Here is a 16,957-nt window from a genome sequence, read left to right on the forward strand (position 1 = left end):
GCTGCTCCTTCGGTGACGTGGTGCTGAGGGCTGCGGGTCGGGGGCCCGGGGGCGGCCGGCCTGAGTGTTGGCGACCTGGCGGCCGCCCCCGGGGCGGTGGGTGTTACCAGACGCGGCCGTTGTGGGTGGAGGTCTTGAGCTCCAGGTGGCCGGCGCCCCGGACGTGGATGTTGCCGTTGTGGGCGCGGGCGGAGAGCCTGCCGCTGGAGGCCGGGGTGGCGCTGATCGTGACGTCGCCGTTGTGGGTGCGGGCGGAGCCGCGCTGGCCGTTGTAGGCGCCGATGGTGATGGAGCCGTTGTGGGTGCTGGCCTCCATGTCGGTGTCGACGCGGTCGACCAGGACGGAGCCGTTGTGGGTCTCGGCCTCCAGGCTCTGGACGCCGGCGGCCTGGACGGAGCCGTTGCGGGCGTCGAGCCGCAGGTTCTTCAGGTCGCCGCGGACGGTGGTCTCGGCGTTCTTCGTGTTGACCGAGAGGGAGGATCCGGTCGGCAGGGTGACGTCAAGGGTGATGGTGCCGCTGCCGGCGACGACGGTGCCCTGGTCGGCGACGACGCGGCCGCCGGAGACGATCCTGCGGCCGCCGATGGTGATGTCGCCGCCGCTGATGACCACGCCGCTGCTGCTGCCGATGACCATGCTGTTGCCGCCGAAACTGACGACGCTGCCCCCGGCGTTGAACACCGTGCCGCTGTTGGTCTCGTCGTCGGGGACGATCACGCGGAGCTTGGCGCCGTTCTCGGTGAACGTGGTGTTGGTGACGGCGTCGGCGATCGAGCCTTCGGTGTCGGTGGTGTGGACGGTGACCTTGGCGTGGGTGGCCTTCGGGTCGACCGTGACGTTGATGCGGCCGTTGGAGACCTTGACGCCCAGCTCGCTGGCTCCGGCGCGGGCGGCGGTGCGGTTCTGCTGCGTCACTTCTGCTTCTCCTAGTTGGGTGGTGCGGGTTGGAAGGCCCGGGGTGGCCAGCTGAGTTGGCGACCTGGCGGCCGCCCCGGGTGCTTGCGACACCTCAATAATGCAGACTTCGAGTATTCATTTCAAGAGTATGCATACATTGAGTTCGGGTTGCATGTGTTCTGGCTGGTCAGACGACTACCCCTTAGCTCGATCGGGTGCTGCCCCCACGGGTGACGCTGGTGATGGGGGCGTTGTTCGTACCGGCGACGTGCACGCCGCTGGAGTTGCGGGAGGCAGCCGAGCTGACCGCGTCCCGGACGGCGGCGGCCTGGTCAGCGGTGAGCGGTCGACCGCCGCTGCCGGCGGGGGAGTTGACGCGGATGGGCTGGTTGTTGTCTCCGTCGACCGTGACGCCCTGGCCGGTGACGGGGGTGCGACCGTCGCTCTTTCCCGTCGTCTTGCCGCCGGCGCCCGGGCGGGCGCGGCGCGATGGGGTCTTGCCGGTCCGGGCCCGTTCGGCCTTGCGCTCGGCGGCGGCCATCGCCGCGGCGGCGGGGCCGGCGCACTCGGTGCAGCCGATGCTGATGCCGGGTGCGGTGATGCGGCCGCTGTCCTCGCAGACCAGGCAGGCCGGGCCCTTTTCAGGGGCGGGCATGCCATAGGCCTTGCGGTACTTGGCGACCGAGGGGATCTTCAGCTCGGGCTCGCCCTTGCGCTTCCTGCCGCCCTCGGTGCCAGCCGACTTCCCGGTCTTCGGCGGGTCGGCGGGCACGCCGCCGGCCTGGAGATTCCAGGCGCCGCGCAGGACGGCGGAGACGGGGGCGAAGGCGAGGTTGAGGGCCTTCTTCTTCGCCTTGCGGATCGGGGTGCGCACCGCGCGCCTGATCCGGGTCTTGGCCTTGCGCTTGGCGTACTTGGCGACGCACTTGGCTGCGCCGGCGATGTCGGCGGCGTAGTCGATCGGGGGCGGCGGTTCCTCGCCGAATCCGGCGTCGATGATCCACAGCGCCTCGGGCTGCGTGTCGACGTAGCCGTGGAGCTCGGCGTAGGTGCGGAAGTGGCCGGGGTCGACGAGGGGTTCGGGCCAGAGGTGGCCGGCGGGGCAGAGGGCCTGGACGACGTCCTGGGCGCCGCGCCCGTGAAAGAGGGTCAGGCCGGTGTCGGCGGCGCAGATCGGGCAGGTGACGGGGAGGGTCTGCCACACGGTCCGCAGGGTGTGGGCCGGGTCCTGCTGAAGGTACATGAATCGGCGCTCGGCGGTGATCCGGTAGTAGCCGGCGGCCGGTTCGTTGGGCCGCAGCGGGTTGAAGGTCATAACGGACTCCCGTGATCTTTGGGGCGGGGAACAGGCGGGAACGGGGAGGAACCTGCAGGTCAGAGCGGGGGAACGCTGCCGGAACGGGGGCCCGGGGGCGGAACACTGTTCCCGATCTCTCGAGGTGTTCCGCCCGCGTTCCCGAGCTGTTCCGGGCCCCTGACCTGCATGTTCCTCACCTGTTCCGGACGATCAGGAGCCGTCCGCGTCCTCGCCGGTGATCTTCTTGAGGTGCCGCAGGCAGTAGCCCTTGACCGTGCCCGCGCCGGGCCGCGGCCGGTAGCTGTCGGTGGTCCAGGACTTGCCGGCGGGGGCGAGCACGGCCTTGATCGCTGTCTTGAGCGCGGCGGCGCGGGCGGCCTCCTGCTCGGTGGTGTCCTCGCCGTCGAAGGCGGCGAGGTCCCAGCGGTCGGGGTCGAGCTGGCCGAGGCCGGCCGCGATCTCTTCCAGCTGCAGGCCGCTCGGGTCGCTGAGTGCCTGGAAGACCTGCCGGATGGAGGTGATCAGCTGCGGGACGGTGTCCTGTGCCTCTCCCCCGGTCGCGAACGTCTCGGCGCTCGCGTCCATCAGCTGCTTCAGCGTGATGCGGCTGAACTTCGCGGACTCGGCGTCGATGTCGACCAGGCCGGCTGCCGCCCGCTCCTTGCCGCGGCGCAGCAGTTCGTCGTCGGTGGCGTAGCACGCGCGGTACGGGATGGGCTCGCAGTACGCGTTGCCGGCCATCACGTATGCCACGGAGGCGTCGTTGAGCTGGTCGCCCATGGCGGGCACGAGCCGGTCCGCGCGCCAGCCCTGGGCGAGCATGCCGTCGCCGAGGATCTGGACGACGTCGTCCTTGTCGCAGGCGGCGAGTACCTGGACGGGCAGCTCGACGAGCCACGTGTTGTCCTTGACCTTCTCCTTCGTGACGCCCTGCCCGGCAATGATCTCCGTGACATCGCTCTTCGCCGAGGTGATCGCCAGTTCGGCGAGCATGCCGTCCAGGTCCCAGGACACCTGCCGCTTGGCCTCCTCGTCGTAGTAGCCTTTACGGCTCTCGCGGACCAGGGCCGGGAACTCGTCGACGACGACCGTGATGCCGGGCCGCTCGCGGGAGGTGACCCAGTTCTCCCCCATGCCGAGCGGGGTGAACAGAGAGGGACGGCCCTTGCCGATGTCCAGCGCCCACTGCAGGGCAGCCCGGGCCTGGGCCGGAGTAGTCGCTACAACGTGCATCGCATGGCGCAGGCCCCCGAAGCCGGATCCGGCGCTGCCCAGGTCGATCCCGATGATGATCTGGTCCTCGGTCGCGGTGAGCGCGTCCAGAATGGCCCGCAGAATCGTGGACTTTCCGGAACGGCTGGCGCCGACGACATTGACGTTGGTGCGGCACATCGGCAGGGCCAGGGAACGGCCGGCCATGTCAGCGCCGATCTGGGCCTTGTGAATGTCCTTCGTGGAAATGGACCGCGGCTTGCGGTAGGGGAGTTCGGGAACGGCCTGCCAGGGATTGTCGCCGGGCACGCGAATGACGCAGTAGTTGCGGGACTGCGCGGACTGCTGCAGCAGGATGCTGCCGGTACGCACGCCGGGCAGGCAGGCCTCCAGCAGGTCCAGCCCAGCGGAGATCTTCTCCGGGCTCATCCGCTCCAGCCAGACGTGGATCTCGAAGCCCCACGCATGCGGGTCGACCCGCAGCGCGGAGAGGGTGACCTTCAGGTCCTCGGTCAGGGCCTGGCGCATCATCTGCTCGAACATCCGCGGCGTCATGCCGACGCTGACCTGCTGGGGAACGCCGGCCTCGATCTGCTCCAGCTTCTCCAGCTCCTCCTCGGTCGCCTCGACATCGCGGCCCAGCCAGGAGGCACCGACGAGGTTGAGCACCAGGGCGCCGAGGAAGCCCCACACGTCCGCGAATCCGTACGCCGCCGCATCGGCCACGACCAGCTGGCCGTAGGTGACGCCGGCGCGGATGGCGACGACCTTCTGCGCGTGCTTCTTCGCGCTCTGCGCGACGACCAACTGCTTGCCGGCCTCCAGCTGCAGCGCCTGGGCCGCGGCCCGCTTCTTGTCGCGCTGCATGAGGGCGCGGCCGGCGCGGCGCGCGGCGCGGTCGGCCTCCTTCACGGTGGCCAGGGCGAGGTTGACGTCCGCGCGGGCCTTGGCGCCCTCGACCCCGACGACCCAGGCACGCATCCGCTTCTCGCCGCGGAAGACACGGGGCACGAAGCCGTGGACGGTGCGCTGCCGGGCGGCGGCCTTGCGCGCCCGCCGGCGAACCTGCCGGCCGATGTAGCGGCGGCGGGCCTTGCGGCCTTCCGGGGTGCGCAGCGCCGGGTTGATCCAGGGACGGTCACCCTCAGGGTCGGGGCGCAGCTCCCACTCGTCGGCGGTGTAGACGGTGCCTTCCACGGGGCGGTCGTGCTCGGGCTCGGGCTCGTCGACCGGCACCGACACCGGCACGACCGGCGCGACGTCCGGGGCAACCGGCTGGGTGAAGTCGACCGGCGCCGCCTCGGCGTGACGGGCCGACGGCAGCACGGTCACCGTGGCGGTCGGGCCGTCGCCGTACAGCGCCTCAAAGACCGACTCGAGGTCTTCGACCAGCCTGATCAGCACGTCACGGGCCTTGGAGCCCTGGTCCGGGCCGACAACCCCGAGGTCCTCCATCACGTCCATGACCTGGGCGGTCTTGTCCCACCCGATGCGCAGCTTGCGCTGGAGCATCGACTGGGAGCCGAACTGGGTGGAGACGAGCAGCTCGGCCGCGTCCCACAGCAGCTTCCGGTCAAGGGCTCCGCTGCCGATTTCCGTCGTGGTGTCGATCTCGGTCATGCTGGTCACGCCTCCATCTGTGGGGTGGGCGCGAGACGGGTGCCGGGCTTCGCTTTGGTCGGTAGAGACCGGCGGTTTCGTCTCGCGCTCTTCAGTTGGTTGGTCTTCGCCTTACGCAGCGGCGGCCGCTTCGTTCGCGCCGCCGGGGCAGTCGTTGCAGACGCCGTACCGCTTGGGGATCTCGTAATCGCGCTCGTTCTTGCAGGCCGGGCATATCCGGCGGGCCCGCAGCGCCGTGTGGATCGAGGCCCACATCGCCTCCGTCATCTGCCGTCGCGGTAAGGCCAGTTCGACGCGGTAGAGGTACGCGAACTTGTCGCCGCTACGGGTCCGCCAGCCGAGCTGGCCGGCGACCGGCTGGCCGCCCGGCCGGAGACCGCGGGCCTTGAGCTGCCGCATCGTGGCCCACTCCTCCGGGGGCGGCCCCATCCGCCAGGGCCAGGTCGGGATCCCGAACCGTTTGCCTTCCGGATCGAAGTACCGACGGTTGACCCGTGGCATCACGCACTCCGCCGACGCAGCTTCGCCTTGCCGATCCGGTCGTAGACCCACGTCCGGCTGGGCTCGCTCTTGTCGCGCTTGTTGCGCTCCTGGCGGCGGCGCATCGTCTCGGTCTTCACGTCCGCCGGCGTCACGTCACGGCTGGCCTTCAGCTCGTCCGCGATCCACTGCTCGATGGCCTCGTTCTCGTCCACCGAGGCACGCTTCGCGGTGACCGAGGCGGCCTTCTTCGCGCCGGCCGAAAGCTTCCGAACAGTCGCCTTCCGGGAGGCCTTACGCGTGCGCGCGAGTGCGGTATCGCGCGTCCGCGCAGGCGCGGATTCAGACGTGCGTGCGGACGGGGGGACGGACGGGTTGATCTGCGGAGATGCCGTCCGCAACAGGGGCTTTCCAGACGGGTCCACAAGCCCCGTCACGGACGTCTCGGCGGTCCGCGTGGGGAGGATTGCGACCCCCGGGGCGGACGCGGTCACGGATGCTTCAGGCTCCGTCTCGGACGTCCTGCCGCACAGCTTCGCGGACGCTTCCCGACGCCAGGCGCGGGCTTCGGCGAGGTCACCGAGGACGACCGCCAGACGAGCCTCCGCCTCCACCCGCAGGCCGAGCATGTCGGCCGACAGCAGCCGCAGAAGATCCTCCGGCATCTCGTCCTCACCGGCGCCCTCATGGACTCCGTACGCGGCCTGCCAGGCGTCCTCCTCGGACAGCTTCTCGTGTCCCGCAATGGCCCGCAGCCGACGGGCCGTTGCCCACACCTTGGGCAGTTCGCTCTTACGCTGCTCCCGCGTGTTCGCCGCGGCCTTGCGGGCCTGGCGGGCCTGCTTCATCAGCTCGCGGTACTCGCGGTGCCGGCCGAGCTGGACCAGCTGCCACACCATGATCGGGATCACGGACGAGGCGGCCAGGACGGAACCAAGGATGACGCCATACTCCTCGCCGCCGACGTGCGAACCGTGCCGGTAGTTGACCCACGCGGCCAGGCCGACGAACGCGTAGATCGCGATCCGGTACGGCCACGGCGAGCGCTGCTCCTTCATCGCCTTGGCCTCGCCGGCCGTCGCCGCCCAGGCCGAGCACTCCAGCATCACCGGCAGCAGGACCACCAGCAGGAAGCCGACCCAGCCCATCTCCTCGACCACGCCCGTGGGCCTCAGCGACGCAGCCTGGGAGATAAGCGCCGGCACGATGCTGCACGCCATGACCGCGAGCGCCGCCGCCAAGTCCAGGTGCTCCGCCAGCCACTTCGGCGCCGCGTTGAGCCGGGCAACGAACCGCTCGCGCCGCTCCTTGCGCCGCCGGGCCTGCTCCCGACGCCGCTCCTTGTCCGCCCGCTCCTTGGCGGCCAGGGCGGCCTGCTTCTTCGCGAGGTCCGCGGCCTCCTTGGCCTCACGGTCCTTGCGGATCCGATCGGCCTCGCGGTCCTTGGCCTCCTGCTCGGCTGCCTTGCGCGCCAGCTCCTGCTTGAAGGCCTGTTCCTTCTCTTCACGAGCCAGCCGGGCCTGCAGCTCCTCGGCCTCACGGGCCTGTCGGGCCCGGGACTCCTGGTCTTCCCGCTTGGCAGTACGGAAGTCGGTGATGCTCATCGGGTACCTCCAGCGGGGGCCGCCGCATGCGGGGCGTAGTGGTACAGGGCGGCGACCAGGGCAATGACGGCGCCGACTGCGAGACGCTGGCCGGCATCAGGCATGAGGCCGAGCAGCCATGCCCCGCCGGCAACGGCGAGCGGGATCTGCGCCCAGTTGAGGTCGGAGAGTGCGCGGGTCAGGCCGGCGCGGATCTCGATCACGGCGTCGATGCCGCGGGCGTCCAGGTAGGCCAGGCAGGCGACCGGGAGCGCGAGAAGAATGCGCTGCCACCAGCTCGCCTCAAGGCCCAGCGCCCAGGCGGCGCCGAAGAGAATCAGACCCGTGATGGACCAGGTGGTGACCACGGCCTGAAGCCGGATCAGGAACCGCCCCGTTGCGTCAGTGGTCGGGGGGTCGGTGGCGGTCGTGGCGCTCATGCGGCCCGCACCTCCGCCACCAACTCACGGACGGCGGCTGCAGAGGCAGCACCCATGCCGACCCGTGCCTTGCCGATGAAGACCGGCAGCTCCGGCTCGGTGTGCAGCTCGTCCGCGCGCGCGATGTTCTCGTAGGCCTCGAAGTCGGCCTCGGTCCAGACGACCGGGTCTCCATGCGCGTGCCGGAACAGCAGCGCCGGAGCATCGACCGGCTCGCCGAGCACCACCCGGTGCAGCTCGGCCACCCGGGCAGCCTTAGCCTTCTCGCCGGCCCTCATCGTGTCGCCGTCGTCGATGCCAAGAATCACGTCGGCCAGGAACTCCAGCCGCCCGGCCCGCTCGTCCGACTCATCCGACGCACCAACCCAGAGGTCGGTCTTCACGCCGGTCAGCGTCTGGAGCTCGAAGAGGGCCTCAACCTGGGCAAGTTCGCTGGGCTGGGAGGCGGGTCGGTGACCTGCAATCATGGTGTTCACGGGTCGTTCTCCGTTTCAGTCGGGACGGCTCGTGCGACGGTCCCCGGGGCGCAATCCCGGGGGCCGTTTTGGGTATGGCGGTGCCGTTGCGCTAGGCAGCCGTTTCCGACCTCGCTAGCGACGTTCCGAGAACAGGGAACGCCCCTTCGCTATGGATGTCAACACCTCGCTAGCGATGTAGTATCCGTGTCGGATGCCGACGTGATCGGCGTTTCCTGTGGGTCATAGGATCGCTAGCGAGGTAGGGAGAGGGAGTGACTGGCCGAAAGCGCGAGAAACCGATGTACCGGCAGATTGCCGATGCCTTGAAGGCGGCGATCGACGCGGGCCAGTACGGCCCTGGCGATCGGCTTCCAGGCGAGAACCCCCTGGCCGCGGAACATGGCGTAGCCGCCATGACCGCCCGTCAGGCTCTGCGAACGCTCGCTACTGAGGGCGTAGCCGAATCTCGAAAGGGGGCAGGCTTCTTCGTCCTCGCTCCGTTCACGCCGATCCGTCGGCGAGGTGTCGCTCGGCTCGCCCGGGAGCAGTGGGCGTCTGGCGCCTCCATTTTCTCCGCTGATGACAGTCGGAACCTGACCGCGGAAACCACACTGCTGGGCCCGGTATCGCCTCCCGACAAGATCGCGGAGGTCCTGCAACTCGAGGCTGGCGAACGCGCCTTCGCGCGCTATCGCCGTCACATCGTTGAGGACCGCCCAGTGCTGCTATCGACCTCGTACCTGCCCCTTGCTCTGGTCGAAGGGACTGCCATCACGGAGGCGGACACAGGCCCAGGAGGCATCTACGCACGGCTCGCCGACCTGGGCTACGCACCAGCCCACTTTCGCGAAGAGATCCAGGTCCGCATGCCATCCGACGACGAGAGAGCGGCCCTGAATCTGTCAGGCAGCACTCCGGTGATCAAGGTTTGTCGAACCGCCTACACCGACGAGGGTCGTGCCGTGGAGATCAACGAAATGGCGTTGGACTCTCAGGCTTACGTACTCGAGTACGACTTCGACGCCTAGCGCCCATCCTCTGCGGCGCGTCGTCAGTCCGCCGCTCCTGAACCGAAGTGGAGAATGCCCGACATGAACTTCACGAGCACCCCGTAAAAGGGTGACGGCCGCTCCTGCTGACACAGGAACGGCCGTCGAAGCGACTCCCGCCGGCAAGCATCGGAGTCGTGGTCAGCGCGGTGACCGCGCTGGGTGCCTGGACACAGGGCCCGTCGGTCACCGACATCAGAATAGACAACGATCGCTCGCAAAGCCCAGTACGGGTCCAGCTCGGTGGTCCGCGTCACGTTGATCTGCTGATCCCGGCTCCCTAGAAATCTAGGGACCAAAGTGCCAATCCAGCACATCCCCGCAGCTCTCACAGCTGCAGCTTCAGGAGCTCCGCTCGCCCGTCGAAGCGTGAGCTCGGCGGGCTTGCCCACATGGGGGTTGCCCGCCCCCAGCCCAAATGGGCAAGCCTCCCCCCTACTCTCTTCGCGCCCTGGGCAAGCCTTCGGGCAAGCCAGGCTGAGGAGGCTTCACGGCACAGCATCCAAGAGGAGGTGTGCCATGCTCGACTGCGGACACGCGCAGGGACCCCGCGACGCGTACATCACTGGCAACTGGGCGACGCTCGGGCGTCGGTCGGATGGCCCGCGGCACGGTGGCTTTGCAAGGGTTCCCCTGGTCCGGTCGGAGCCTCAGCGTGCCTCAAGCGCGGCCGCGGCCAGTCCGGGCGGCGCTGATTTCCATGCCGCGGCGCCTACGTCAGAAGTCCTGGGGCGCATGGTCGTTCGGGTGCCGGAGGGGGCCCGATGACGGCTGCACACATGGGTCTTGTGTTCGCGGCCGAGGGCCTGGACGGTGCCGAGAAGCTGCTACTGCTGGCCTACTGCAATCGCACAGACGACCACGGCTACTGCTGGCCGGGGCAGAAGAGGCTCGTCGACGACTGTGGAACATCGGCGGCCACCGTCAAGCGCGTCAAGAAGTCGCTGGTGGACAAGGGCCTCATCAGCTCGGTCCGCCGCGTCCACCCAGTCACAGGTGATCCGATCACGAACCTCACGCGGGTGAACCTGCGGCTCCTGGAGCAGATGGCGCGGTCGAAGACGGCCTACGAGGACAACGTCATCGAGCAGCTCACGTTCGCGGAAGCCACCCCGCTTCCGGCGAAGCGCAAGAAGGCCAAAAGCGCCTCTGGCCAGGTGAGGGCTCATTCTGAACCCGACCCTGACCTGCAGATGGCTCAAGATGAGCCCACCCCTGGCTCAACTTGGGCCCACCCCCCGATCAAGATGAGCCCACCCCCGGCTCAGGATGAGCCACTAACCCTCATCCATCCCTCAGAGAACCCGCAGACATCCCTCCATCCTTCCGGCTCGCCGTCATCTGCGGTTCCTACGGGAGGGAATGGAGGGATGGACGGGAGCGGCAGCGGTATCGAGGAGCAGGGGCAGCACGAGGATGCAGCGGTCGACTCGTCGGCGACATCGGACGCCAGCCCGCAGACGGGGCAAGCTTCGCCGGGCGTGAACGTTCTCCACGCGATTGCGCAGGAGTGCGGCCCCGAGTTCCTGCTGACCGGAAAGATTCTTTCTGATCAGGCTGCGGCTGTGGACTCAATGCTCACCGCGGGCTGGACTGCGGCACAGATCCGGCACGTCGTTGTGGGCCCAGGGTGGCCGAGCGTGATCAAGACGAGCCGCGAGGCCCTCATCGCTGCTCGGCTGCGCCGTGCGGCCGACGGTCCGGTTCCTGCAGCTGCGCCGACCATTCCAGCTCCGTCTGCCCCGAATCGTGGCGAGTCCTGGGACAACGGGGTGGGGGACACGGCGGCGACATGGACACCGCCCGCGTGGACGGGCGAGGTGCAGCACATCCTGGCCGAATGCAGGGACTGTGGGAGTCCGGCCCTCGCTGATGGGCACGACATGTGCCCGGCATGTCTCGGCTGGCCAGAGTGCGTTGGCAACTACTGCGGAATCCCCGGCACTTCGAAACGGCGGGTACGGCCTGACGAGCCGACCCGTATGTGCTCGGCCTGCAGGGAGAAGCACGGAAGTCTCGAGGAGGGCATCGAGCTGGCTCTGCGGGAGATGGCGATGCAAGCGCATGACGGCGATGCGAAATGAGCAGGGCTCTCGAATGGGTCTATGTCATCGGCGCCCCTGGGCTCGCGACGGTGAAGATCGGGCGTTCGGTTGACGTTCAGCGAAGACTGCGCGCCATCCAGTTGATGTGCCCGATCGAGCTCTCAGTCCTCTGGTCGTGCGAGGGCGGGAAGGAGCTGGAGGGTGCGCTTCATTCGCGCTTCGCCGAGTATCGCTCGCACGGCGAATGGTTCAGTTTTCCTGGTGATCCTGTGCCGTCGGTCGTGGAGGCAGCGGTTGGGCTCCAGTCGGCACTCCCCCAGAGTGAGACGCTGCCGAACGGGCTCATGGCAGAGACCCGCTCGCCTGGTACTCCTGGACAAAGGTTGGTGCGCTGGGACTGCGGCACTCCGCTCGACTTGACCATCAACGTTGCGTTCTACCTCCAGATCCGCCGCGTCTTTGGCGACGCAGCCTTCACCTATCGGGCCGCGGCAGCTCGCCTTGGCGAGGTGGAGTGTGTCGTGAGGGGGAGGATGCGCCGCCTCCTTGAGCAGCGGTTCATTGATCCCGCGGGGGTGGAACCGGGAGCGTATGTCAACACCACGCGACAGCGCTTCACTGCTCGCTGCCTTCCTCGAGGAGTGCGTCCGGGTTCTTTCCGTGGTGTCCGGAGGGACTTTGAGCTTGGTGATCTTTCCTACGCCTACGAGCCGGCCCTTGTCCCTCAGGACCTCTTGCACTCCGAACTTTAAATCTGGCAGACTTTGAGATTCAGAGTTCAGAGTGAAGGGTTGAGTATGCGGCGGATCGAGATCGACGACGAGGTGTTCGCCTATCTGCAGCGGCACAGCGAACCGCTCGTTGATACCCCCAACGACGTGCTGCGCCGCGAGCTTCTTGGCAAGAACAGGACGGACGTGGATCGGGTGTCCCGCGGCTCGGGGGCCTTGATGTTCATCATCGAGGCCGGACTGGCCGCGGCCGGCGACAAGTTGCAGCACCATCAGCCCCGCCGGCAGCGCACGCACGAGGCCACCATCACTGCTGATGGCTGGGTGGAGATCCCCAGTGGGCAAGTCTTCGCTCAGCCCTCCCCTGCGCTCAAGGCCCAGACCGGCATCGACATCAACGGCTGGGGCCAGTACATGCACGTTCCCAGCGGCCGCCGCCTGCAGGACCTCCGCGAAGAGGCGCGGAACCGCGAGGCGTAGACGGTCTGACCACATTGCTCCGACCGGAACGCGGCGGAGTCTTCTCACCGACCAGGGACGCTGGACATGGACAGCAAGGCCTATAGTGCCGGCCTCGCCGAACTTCGCGAGGTCCGTGATGAGATCAAGCCGCTCGAGCGTCAGCTGGCGAAGCTGCACGCCGAGCGCGACAAGAAGATCGTCGAGTTGGGCGCGTACGAGAAGGCCAAGGCCGACCGGCTTGCGACGTCCGCCGGCGTTTCTGTGATCGACGTGGTCGCCCTGGCGCCGTCTCTCGGCCCCCAGGGGGCCGTCAGCGTGCCTGTGAGGGCTGCTTCGGCCGCTTCCGCCGACGGTGATCACCTGGAGCCTCAGACGGCCGTACAGGAGATCAAGGAACCGGCCGGCGCTCCGGCACCCGCCCTGCGCCCTGCGGCGCAGCCGACGGCGGCCGCCGAGCAGGCCGGGCAGCAGGCTGACGCCACCGAGGACCAGGAGCTGGCGGCCGGCGATGCGCCCGCCGCGACGGTCGCGCCCTCCCCCGCCCCCGCACCTGCGCACGTGGTGCCGGCCGGGGGACAGGAGCGGACGCTGCCGTCGATCCCGGCGGCTGAAGCAGGGGACCGCTGGTTCTACGCAGAGCCGAACCTGACGTCGAAGCGGCCCAACTTCAAGCAGGCCACGCGGCAGATGGCGTTTCTGGACACTGCAACTGGTGTGCTCGTCTGGCAGGCCGGCAGTGTCACGCTGGACCTGGGGCGGGCGAGCGTCGCGGAGATCCTCACTGCGGTCTACGCGACGGTGCCAGCGGATGTGGAGCGCATCTACATCACGGCAGGTGACCCCTGGCACCAGGACGCAGGGCGCCACCAGTTCCTCAAGGACGCGGTGGCCGAGTGGCTGAACGGGCCGCTGCCGGAGGGCTGGCAGGTCGAGGCGTCGCGCGGCAAGGACCGGCAGGCCGGGCACCTGGTCCACCCCCGCAACCCGGTGGGCCGCTGGCAGCGCGGCAAGGACCAGCACACCGAAGTCCGGTCCGTGGGTGAGTGGTTCGACCCGGAAGGTGCCGACCCGGCCACTGTCCGCGCCGCCTTTGTCGAGCTGTGGAAGGCGCTGCGCCGGCACTGGGACGACGTGGTGCTGATGGGGTCGCCGTCGCAGACGGGCCGGGACCTGTGGTCGCGGACCATCCCCGCCAAGGCGGGTGCAAAGTGGGCGGATGGCTACCCGGTGATGTCGCAGGAGATCCGCGGCCTCATGCACGCGACCGCTGGGCAGGGACGCACCGAACTGATCACCCCGCCGCGCGTGGCGGAGCGGGTGCCCGGCTGGTACGAGGCCGACCGCACCTTCGCCTACGCCAAGCACACCTGGACCAGCGGCGTCGGCGTCCCGCAGCGGGTGACGGCAGCCTCGTTCGCGGCCATGTGCGAGAAGGAGCAGGCCGACGCCCTGTTCTCGCCCGGCCACTGGCAGGTGCGGGTGACCATCCCGAAGGACTGGAACCACGTCGGTCTGCTGCCGGCACCCGCCCCGGGCGAGCGGTCCTGGCACTACCCGTACGAGGGCGGCCGCACCTTCACCACCTGGGCGGGCGGCGCCGAAGTCAACCTGGCGCTGCGCAACCCACTGCAGCCGTGGCGGATCGAGATCCTCGACGGGCTGGTCTGGGAGAAGGGCGACCCGCTCAAGGAGTGGTCCAACAAGCTGAAGGACGCGTGGCGTTCCCTGCGCGCCGTGGGCGAGGTCCACGGTGACGAGCAGCAGCGCCATGCCGCGCGGCTCGCTTCCCGCGCGGTCCGCAGCATCCTGCTGTACGGGATCGGGACGTTCGCGCAGCGGCCGCGGATCACTACCGGTTCGCTCGAGCTCGCCGCCAGCGGCGAGGTTCCTGAGATCCCGGACGGCGCCCGTCTGACCAGCCTGACGGACACCCATGTCACCTGGGAGCGCAACGCGGGCTTCGCCCGCGACCCGTACGCCCACCCGGAGTGGGCGGCCGGCGTGTGGTCGGCAGCCCGGGCCGCGCTGCTGTCCGGCCCGACCGGCACGAAGGACCCCGAGACGGGCAAGCCGGCCCGCGCCGGTGCGCTGCACCTGCCCGCCGGGTCGATCCTCGCGTTCCGTACCGACGCCATCTACAGCTCGGTGCGCCCGGATTGGCCGTACAGCGGGGAGCCGGGCGACTACCTGCTCAAGGGAGCCATGTCCTGGGAGCAGACCACCCCCACCACCGACGCTGAGTTCTACGTGCTGCAGGACCTCGGCCGGCAGGCCCTGGAGGCTGAGGAGCTGTGAACGCCGAGGTGGCATGGGGCGGAGAGTGGGAGCACCCGGCGTGCGGTGCCTCTGGTGAGGCGGTGTGGGACGACGAGGACACCGCCTCTTCGGAGCACGACTGCGGGCGCGACGGTGAGGTGACCTGGAGCGCGGAATGGGTGTGCCACGGCTGCGGCGCCGGCGGTGACGACCAGTTCGACGACGACACCACGACGTACCCCGACCATGAGTGCGCCGATGACGAGGGGGTGGCAGCGTGACGCCGCGAAGGAGAAGGGCGACGGGCCGCGGCCGGCGGGCGCAGCGCAATGAGGCGGCGCGGCTCACCGACCAGCTGATCGCGGAGGGCTTCAACAAGAAACAGGTCGGCGAGATTATCGGCCGCAACCCGAGCCTGGTCTCCCAATTTTTCACGAAGAACAAGGGCGCCAGCTTCGTGGAGGCCCTGCGGGCCGTCGTGCAGGAGGTCCAGGCCGGCGGCCCGCGCGATATGCAGAGCCTGAAGGCCCTGGCCGCCGGGCATGTCCAGCCGCGACTGGACCGCGAGGGCAAGAAGGCCCGAGTACGGACCAAAAATCAGGTCCGGGCGGAGAAGACCCTGAAGGACAGGAAGGGCCGGCCCGTGCTCGGTCCGGACGGAAAGCCGGTGAAGGCGTGGAGCTCGTCCCTGGCCAAGGCCGGCAAGCAGCACATCGCCTCAGGTGCCTCGCGGTTGCGGCCGATCGTCGACGACGCGGCCGCGAACCGCGGAAAGATCGCGTTCACCGTGCGGGCCCGGAAAGGCGCCTTCACACACGACGCCGGCCGCAGGGCCGACTCCCCCGGCGTGCGACGCTACGTGGTCCAGCGAACCGACGGCACCGAGGAACGCGCGTACGCCAACAACATCGGCGGCCCTGGCTCCGGCATGGAAGGATTTGACGCCGTCCAGTTCAAGGCCATGGTCGATGCCGCCAGCGGGGATGTCTCCGCCGCGGTACGAAACTGGCTCGTCATGACCGGCCGCCTCGACCCCGACGCTCCCATCGTCGGCCTGGAGATCCGCGCCTGGAAGCCAGAGGACTGACGCACACATGCGGGTGGTCCGGAGCGCTGCTCCGGACCACCATTTTGCTCTTCTATCTACTCCGCCACTTCCACTGGCTGCCTGGTCCGCCTGTCCCGCGCCGACATCGTCACGGTGGGCGAGCGACTGCACACTGCCAGGAGACGGTCGACCGACGGCTCAACTTCTCCAGAAATCCCGTTCCATCAGTTCACCGAAGCGGGCGGTCCCGGTGGACAGGTCTACCAGGATGGGCCAGCAGTCCAGCAGCATGTCGTGCGTGCGCCGCGTTGATAGATAGAGCGTGGAGTTGTAAGGCGCAATGAGGTATCCGTCCTTGGCCCTCACTCGTGTCACATCGATCGCAAGTTCCGGTTCATCGGCTTGGCGACTCTGCTGAAGAAATTCGTCAGCGATCCCCATCGCTACCTCTTCAGAGATCATCAGTCTTTCCTCATACAGTTGTTCCGTCACCAGCTAGGCGGCTGAGCACCACGACTGCCTTGTACCCTAGCCTCGATCTTTCGTGATGGGCCGCCGACGAAGTCGGGGGCCCATCACGAAAGATCGAGGCTAGAAACCGCCGTGGCCAACACCGCACGGTCATCGCACCGCCGGCGGCCACCGCCGTGCGCACGCACCGGAGCCTCCGGCGCCACGTCCTGGAATACGCCGGTAAGGATAGATGTCGGAGCTGCTGGCAGGCCGATAAAACACCACGCAGGCCATCTCGCACTTCCTGAGGGGCCCTTGAGTGCTCCAAACGAGTGCCGCCGGAGATGTGGCTGAGCGATTTAGTTGGCCACGGCCCCGGGTCGCGACATGCGATCCGGCGGCGACTCCTGCCCAACCCTCAGATCACTCCTCGCCGTAATCTCCCAGAACAACGTCCCACCGAAAATCGAACCAGAAGGTGTCGTCGGCGTACGCGTCGGGATCCACGCCCCGCACCGACTCCTCCACTCTTTGGGCGGCCGCTTCATAATCCTCATAGTCGGCATCTGCTGAATAAAACGGATAGAGCGCCAATACCCTCTTGACGCATTCCGAAAATGCACCCAGAGACGAGTTGATGAAGAAAAGTGGCCCGTGAGGATAACAGCCCCACACGCTTCCTGAATGATGCAGCAGGGCGCTTCCATTACGGCCGAGGACGCCAAATTTCACATACTCAATATCATTCACGAGAAATGGTTCAGTACACTCGAATGCCGCATAGTTTAGAAATTCCCTCGGAACGACGATGCTACCCGAACCGTCGCGATCATGAAGTTGCACTTCACTGAACTTCATATTGTCATCCTCCGCAGGATCGGCGCTGGCACCCACGTACAGTAGTGGGGCGCCAGCGCCGACGATC

Annotated in this window: 16 protein-coding genes; 7 read left to right on the top strand and 9 right to left on the bottom strand. The window is 68.3% G+C overall.

The window, feature by feature from the left end; translation table 11 throughout:
• Positions 1 to 103: 103 nt before the first annotated feature.
• The 7 genes from AC067Z_RS31735 to AC067Z_RS31765 all read right to left on the bottom strand — a co-directional run bounded on the left by AC067Z_RS31735 (position 104) and on the right by AC067Z_RS31765 (position 8,006).
• Positions 104 to 916 (bottom strand): DUF4097 family beta strand repeat-containing protein, encoded by an 813-nt coding sequence (locus AC067Z_RS31735; RefSeq protein WP_478793102.1) that lies wholly within the window; start codon positions 914 to 916, stop codon positions 104 to 106.
• Positions 917 to 1,100: 184 nt separating this feature from the next.
• The gene (locus tag AC067Z_RS31740; RefSeq protein ID WP_478793103.1) at positions 1,101 to 2,213 is read right to left on the bottom strand and encodes a hypothetical protein; all 1,113 of its coding nucleotides are present in this window, start codon (positions 2,211 to 2,213) and stop codon (positions 1,101 to 1,103) included.
• 192 nt (positions 2,214 to 2,405) lie between these two features.
• Positions 2,406 to 5,027: a DNA translocase FtsK gene (locus AC067Z_RS31745; protein ID WP_478793104.1), complete on the bottom strand. Its 2,622-nt coding sequence runs from the start codon at positions 5,025 to 5,027 to the stop codon at positions 2,406 to 2,408.
• A 111-nt stretch (positions 5,028 to 5,138) separates the two neighbouring features.
• Positions 5,139 to 5,528 (bottom strand): RRQRL motif-containing zinc-binding protein, encoded by a 390-nt coding sequence (locus AC067Z_RS31750; protein WP_307710902.1) that lies wholly within the window; start codon positions 5,526 to 5,528, stop codon positions 5,139 to 5,141.
• Entirely contained in the window at positions 5,528 to 7,111 is a 1,584-nt protein-coding gene (locus tag AC067Z_RS31755) for a hypothetical protein (protein ID WP_478793105.1), read from the bottom strand. Before AC067Z_RS31755 ends, AC067Z_RS31750 begins: the two co-directional genes overlap by 1 nt.
• Positions 7,108 to 7,530 carry a hypothetical protein gene (locus AC067Z_RS31760; protein ID WP_478793106.1) on the bottom strand — a complete coding sequence of 141 codons (423 nt, stop codon included), beginning with the start codon at positions 7,528 to 7,530 and terminating at the stop codon, positions 7,108 to 7,110. Before AC067Z_RS31760 ends, AC067Z_RS31755 begins: the two co-directional genes overlap by 4 nt.
• Positions 7,527 to 8,006, bottom strand: a complete 480-nt coding sequence (locus tag AC067Z_RS31765) for a hypothetical protein (protein ID WP_478793107.1) — start codon at positions 8,004 to 8,006, stop codon at positions 7,527 to 7,529. Before AC067Z_RS31765 ends, AC067Z_RS31760 begins: the two co-directional genes overlap by 4 nt.
• 281 nt (positions 8,007 to 8,287) lie before the next feature.
• On the opposite strand from AC067Z_RS31765, the gene AC067Z_RS31770 reads away from it, so the two are divergent.
• The 7 genes from AC067Z_RS31770 (at position 8,288) to AC067Z_RS31800 (ending at position 15,618) form a co-directional block, all read left to right on the top strand.
• Positions 8,288 to 9,016 (top strand): GntR family transcriptional regulator, encoded by a 729-nt coding sequence (locus AC067Z_RS31770; protein WP_478793141.1) that lies wholly within the window; start codon positions 8,288 to 8,290, stop codon positions 9,014 to 9,016.
• A 785-nt stretch (positions 9,017 to 9,801) separates the two neighbouring features.
• Positions 9,802 to 11,121: a helix-turn-helix domain-containing protein gene (locus AC067Z_RS31775; RefSeq protein WP_478793108.1), complete on the top strand. Its 1,320-nt coding sequence runs from the start codon at positions 9,802 to 9,804 to the stop codon at positions 11,119 to 11,121.
• Positions 11,118 to 11,834 carry a GIY-YIG nuclease family protein gene (locus tag AC067Z_RS31780; RefSeq protein WP_478793109.1) on the top strand — a complete coding sequence of 239 codons (717 nt, stop codon included), beginning with the start codon at positions 11,118 to 11,120 and terminating at the stop codon, positions 11,832 to 11,834. Before AC067Z_RS31775 ends, AC067Z_RS31780 begins: the two co-directional genes overlap by 4 nt.
• A 45-nt stretch (positions 11,835 to 11,879) precedes the next feature.
• Positions 11,880 to 12,293 carry a restriction system modified-DNA reader domain-containing protein gene (locus AC067Z_RS31785; RefSeq protein ID WP_478793110.1) on the top strand — a complete coding sequence of 138 codons (414 nt, stop codon included), beginning with the start codon at positions 11,880 to 11,882 and terminating at the stop codon, positions 12,291 to 12,293.
• 66 nt (positions 12,294 to 12,359) lie between these two features.
• Complete coding sequence (locus tag AC067Z_RS31790; RefSeq protein ID WP_478793111.1) at positions 12,360 to 14,570, top strand: Mucin-19; 2,211 nt, start codon at positions 12,360 to 12,362, stop codon at positions 14,568 to 14,570.
• A complete protein-coding gene (locus tag AC067Z_RS31795) occupies positions 14,567 to 14,812 on the top strand; it encodes a hypothetical protein (RefSeq protein WP_478793112.1) in 246 nt (81 codons plus the stop codon). Before AC067Z_RS31790 ends, AC067Z_RS31795 begins: the two co-directional genes overlap by 4 nt.
• Complete coding sequence (locus AC067Z_RS31800; RefSeq protein ID WP_478793113.1) at positions 14,809 to 15,618, top strand: hypothetical protein; 810 nt, start codon at positions 14,809 to 14,811, stop codon at positions 15,616 to 15,618. The genes AC067Z_RS31795 and AC067Z_RS31800 overlap by 4 nt, the downstream gene beginning before the upstream one ends.
• 159 nt (positions 15,619 to 15,777) lie before the next feature.
• On the opposite strand, the gene AC067Z_RS31805 is transcribed toward AC067Z_RS31800, so the two are convergent.
• Entirely contained in the window at positions 15,778 to 16,041 is a 264-nt protein-coding gene (locus AC067Z_RS31805) for a YrhB domain-containing protein (RefSeq protein ID WP_478793114.1), read from the bottom strand.
• A gap of 414 nt (positions 16,042 to 16,455) precedes the next feature.
• Positions 16,456 to 16,926, bottom strand: coding sequence for an SUKH-4 family immunity protein (locus AC067Z_RS31810; RefSeq protein WP_478793115.1), 471 nt, complete (start codon positions 16,924 to 16,926; stop codon positions 16,456 to 16,458).
• Positions 16,927 to 16,957 lie beyond the last annotated feature (31 nt).

The organism is Streptomyces sp. NPDC043812 (assembly GCF_056436245.1).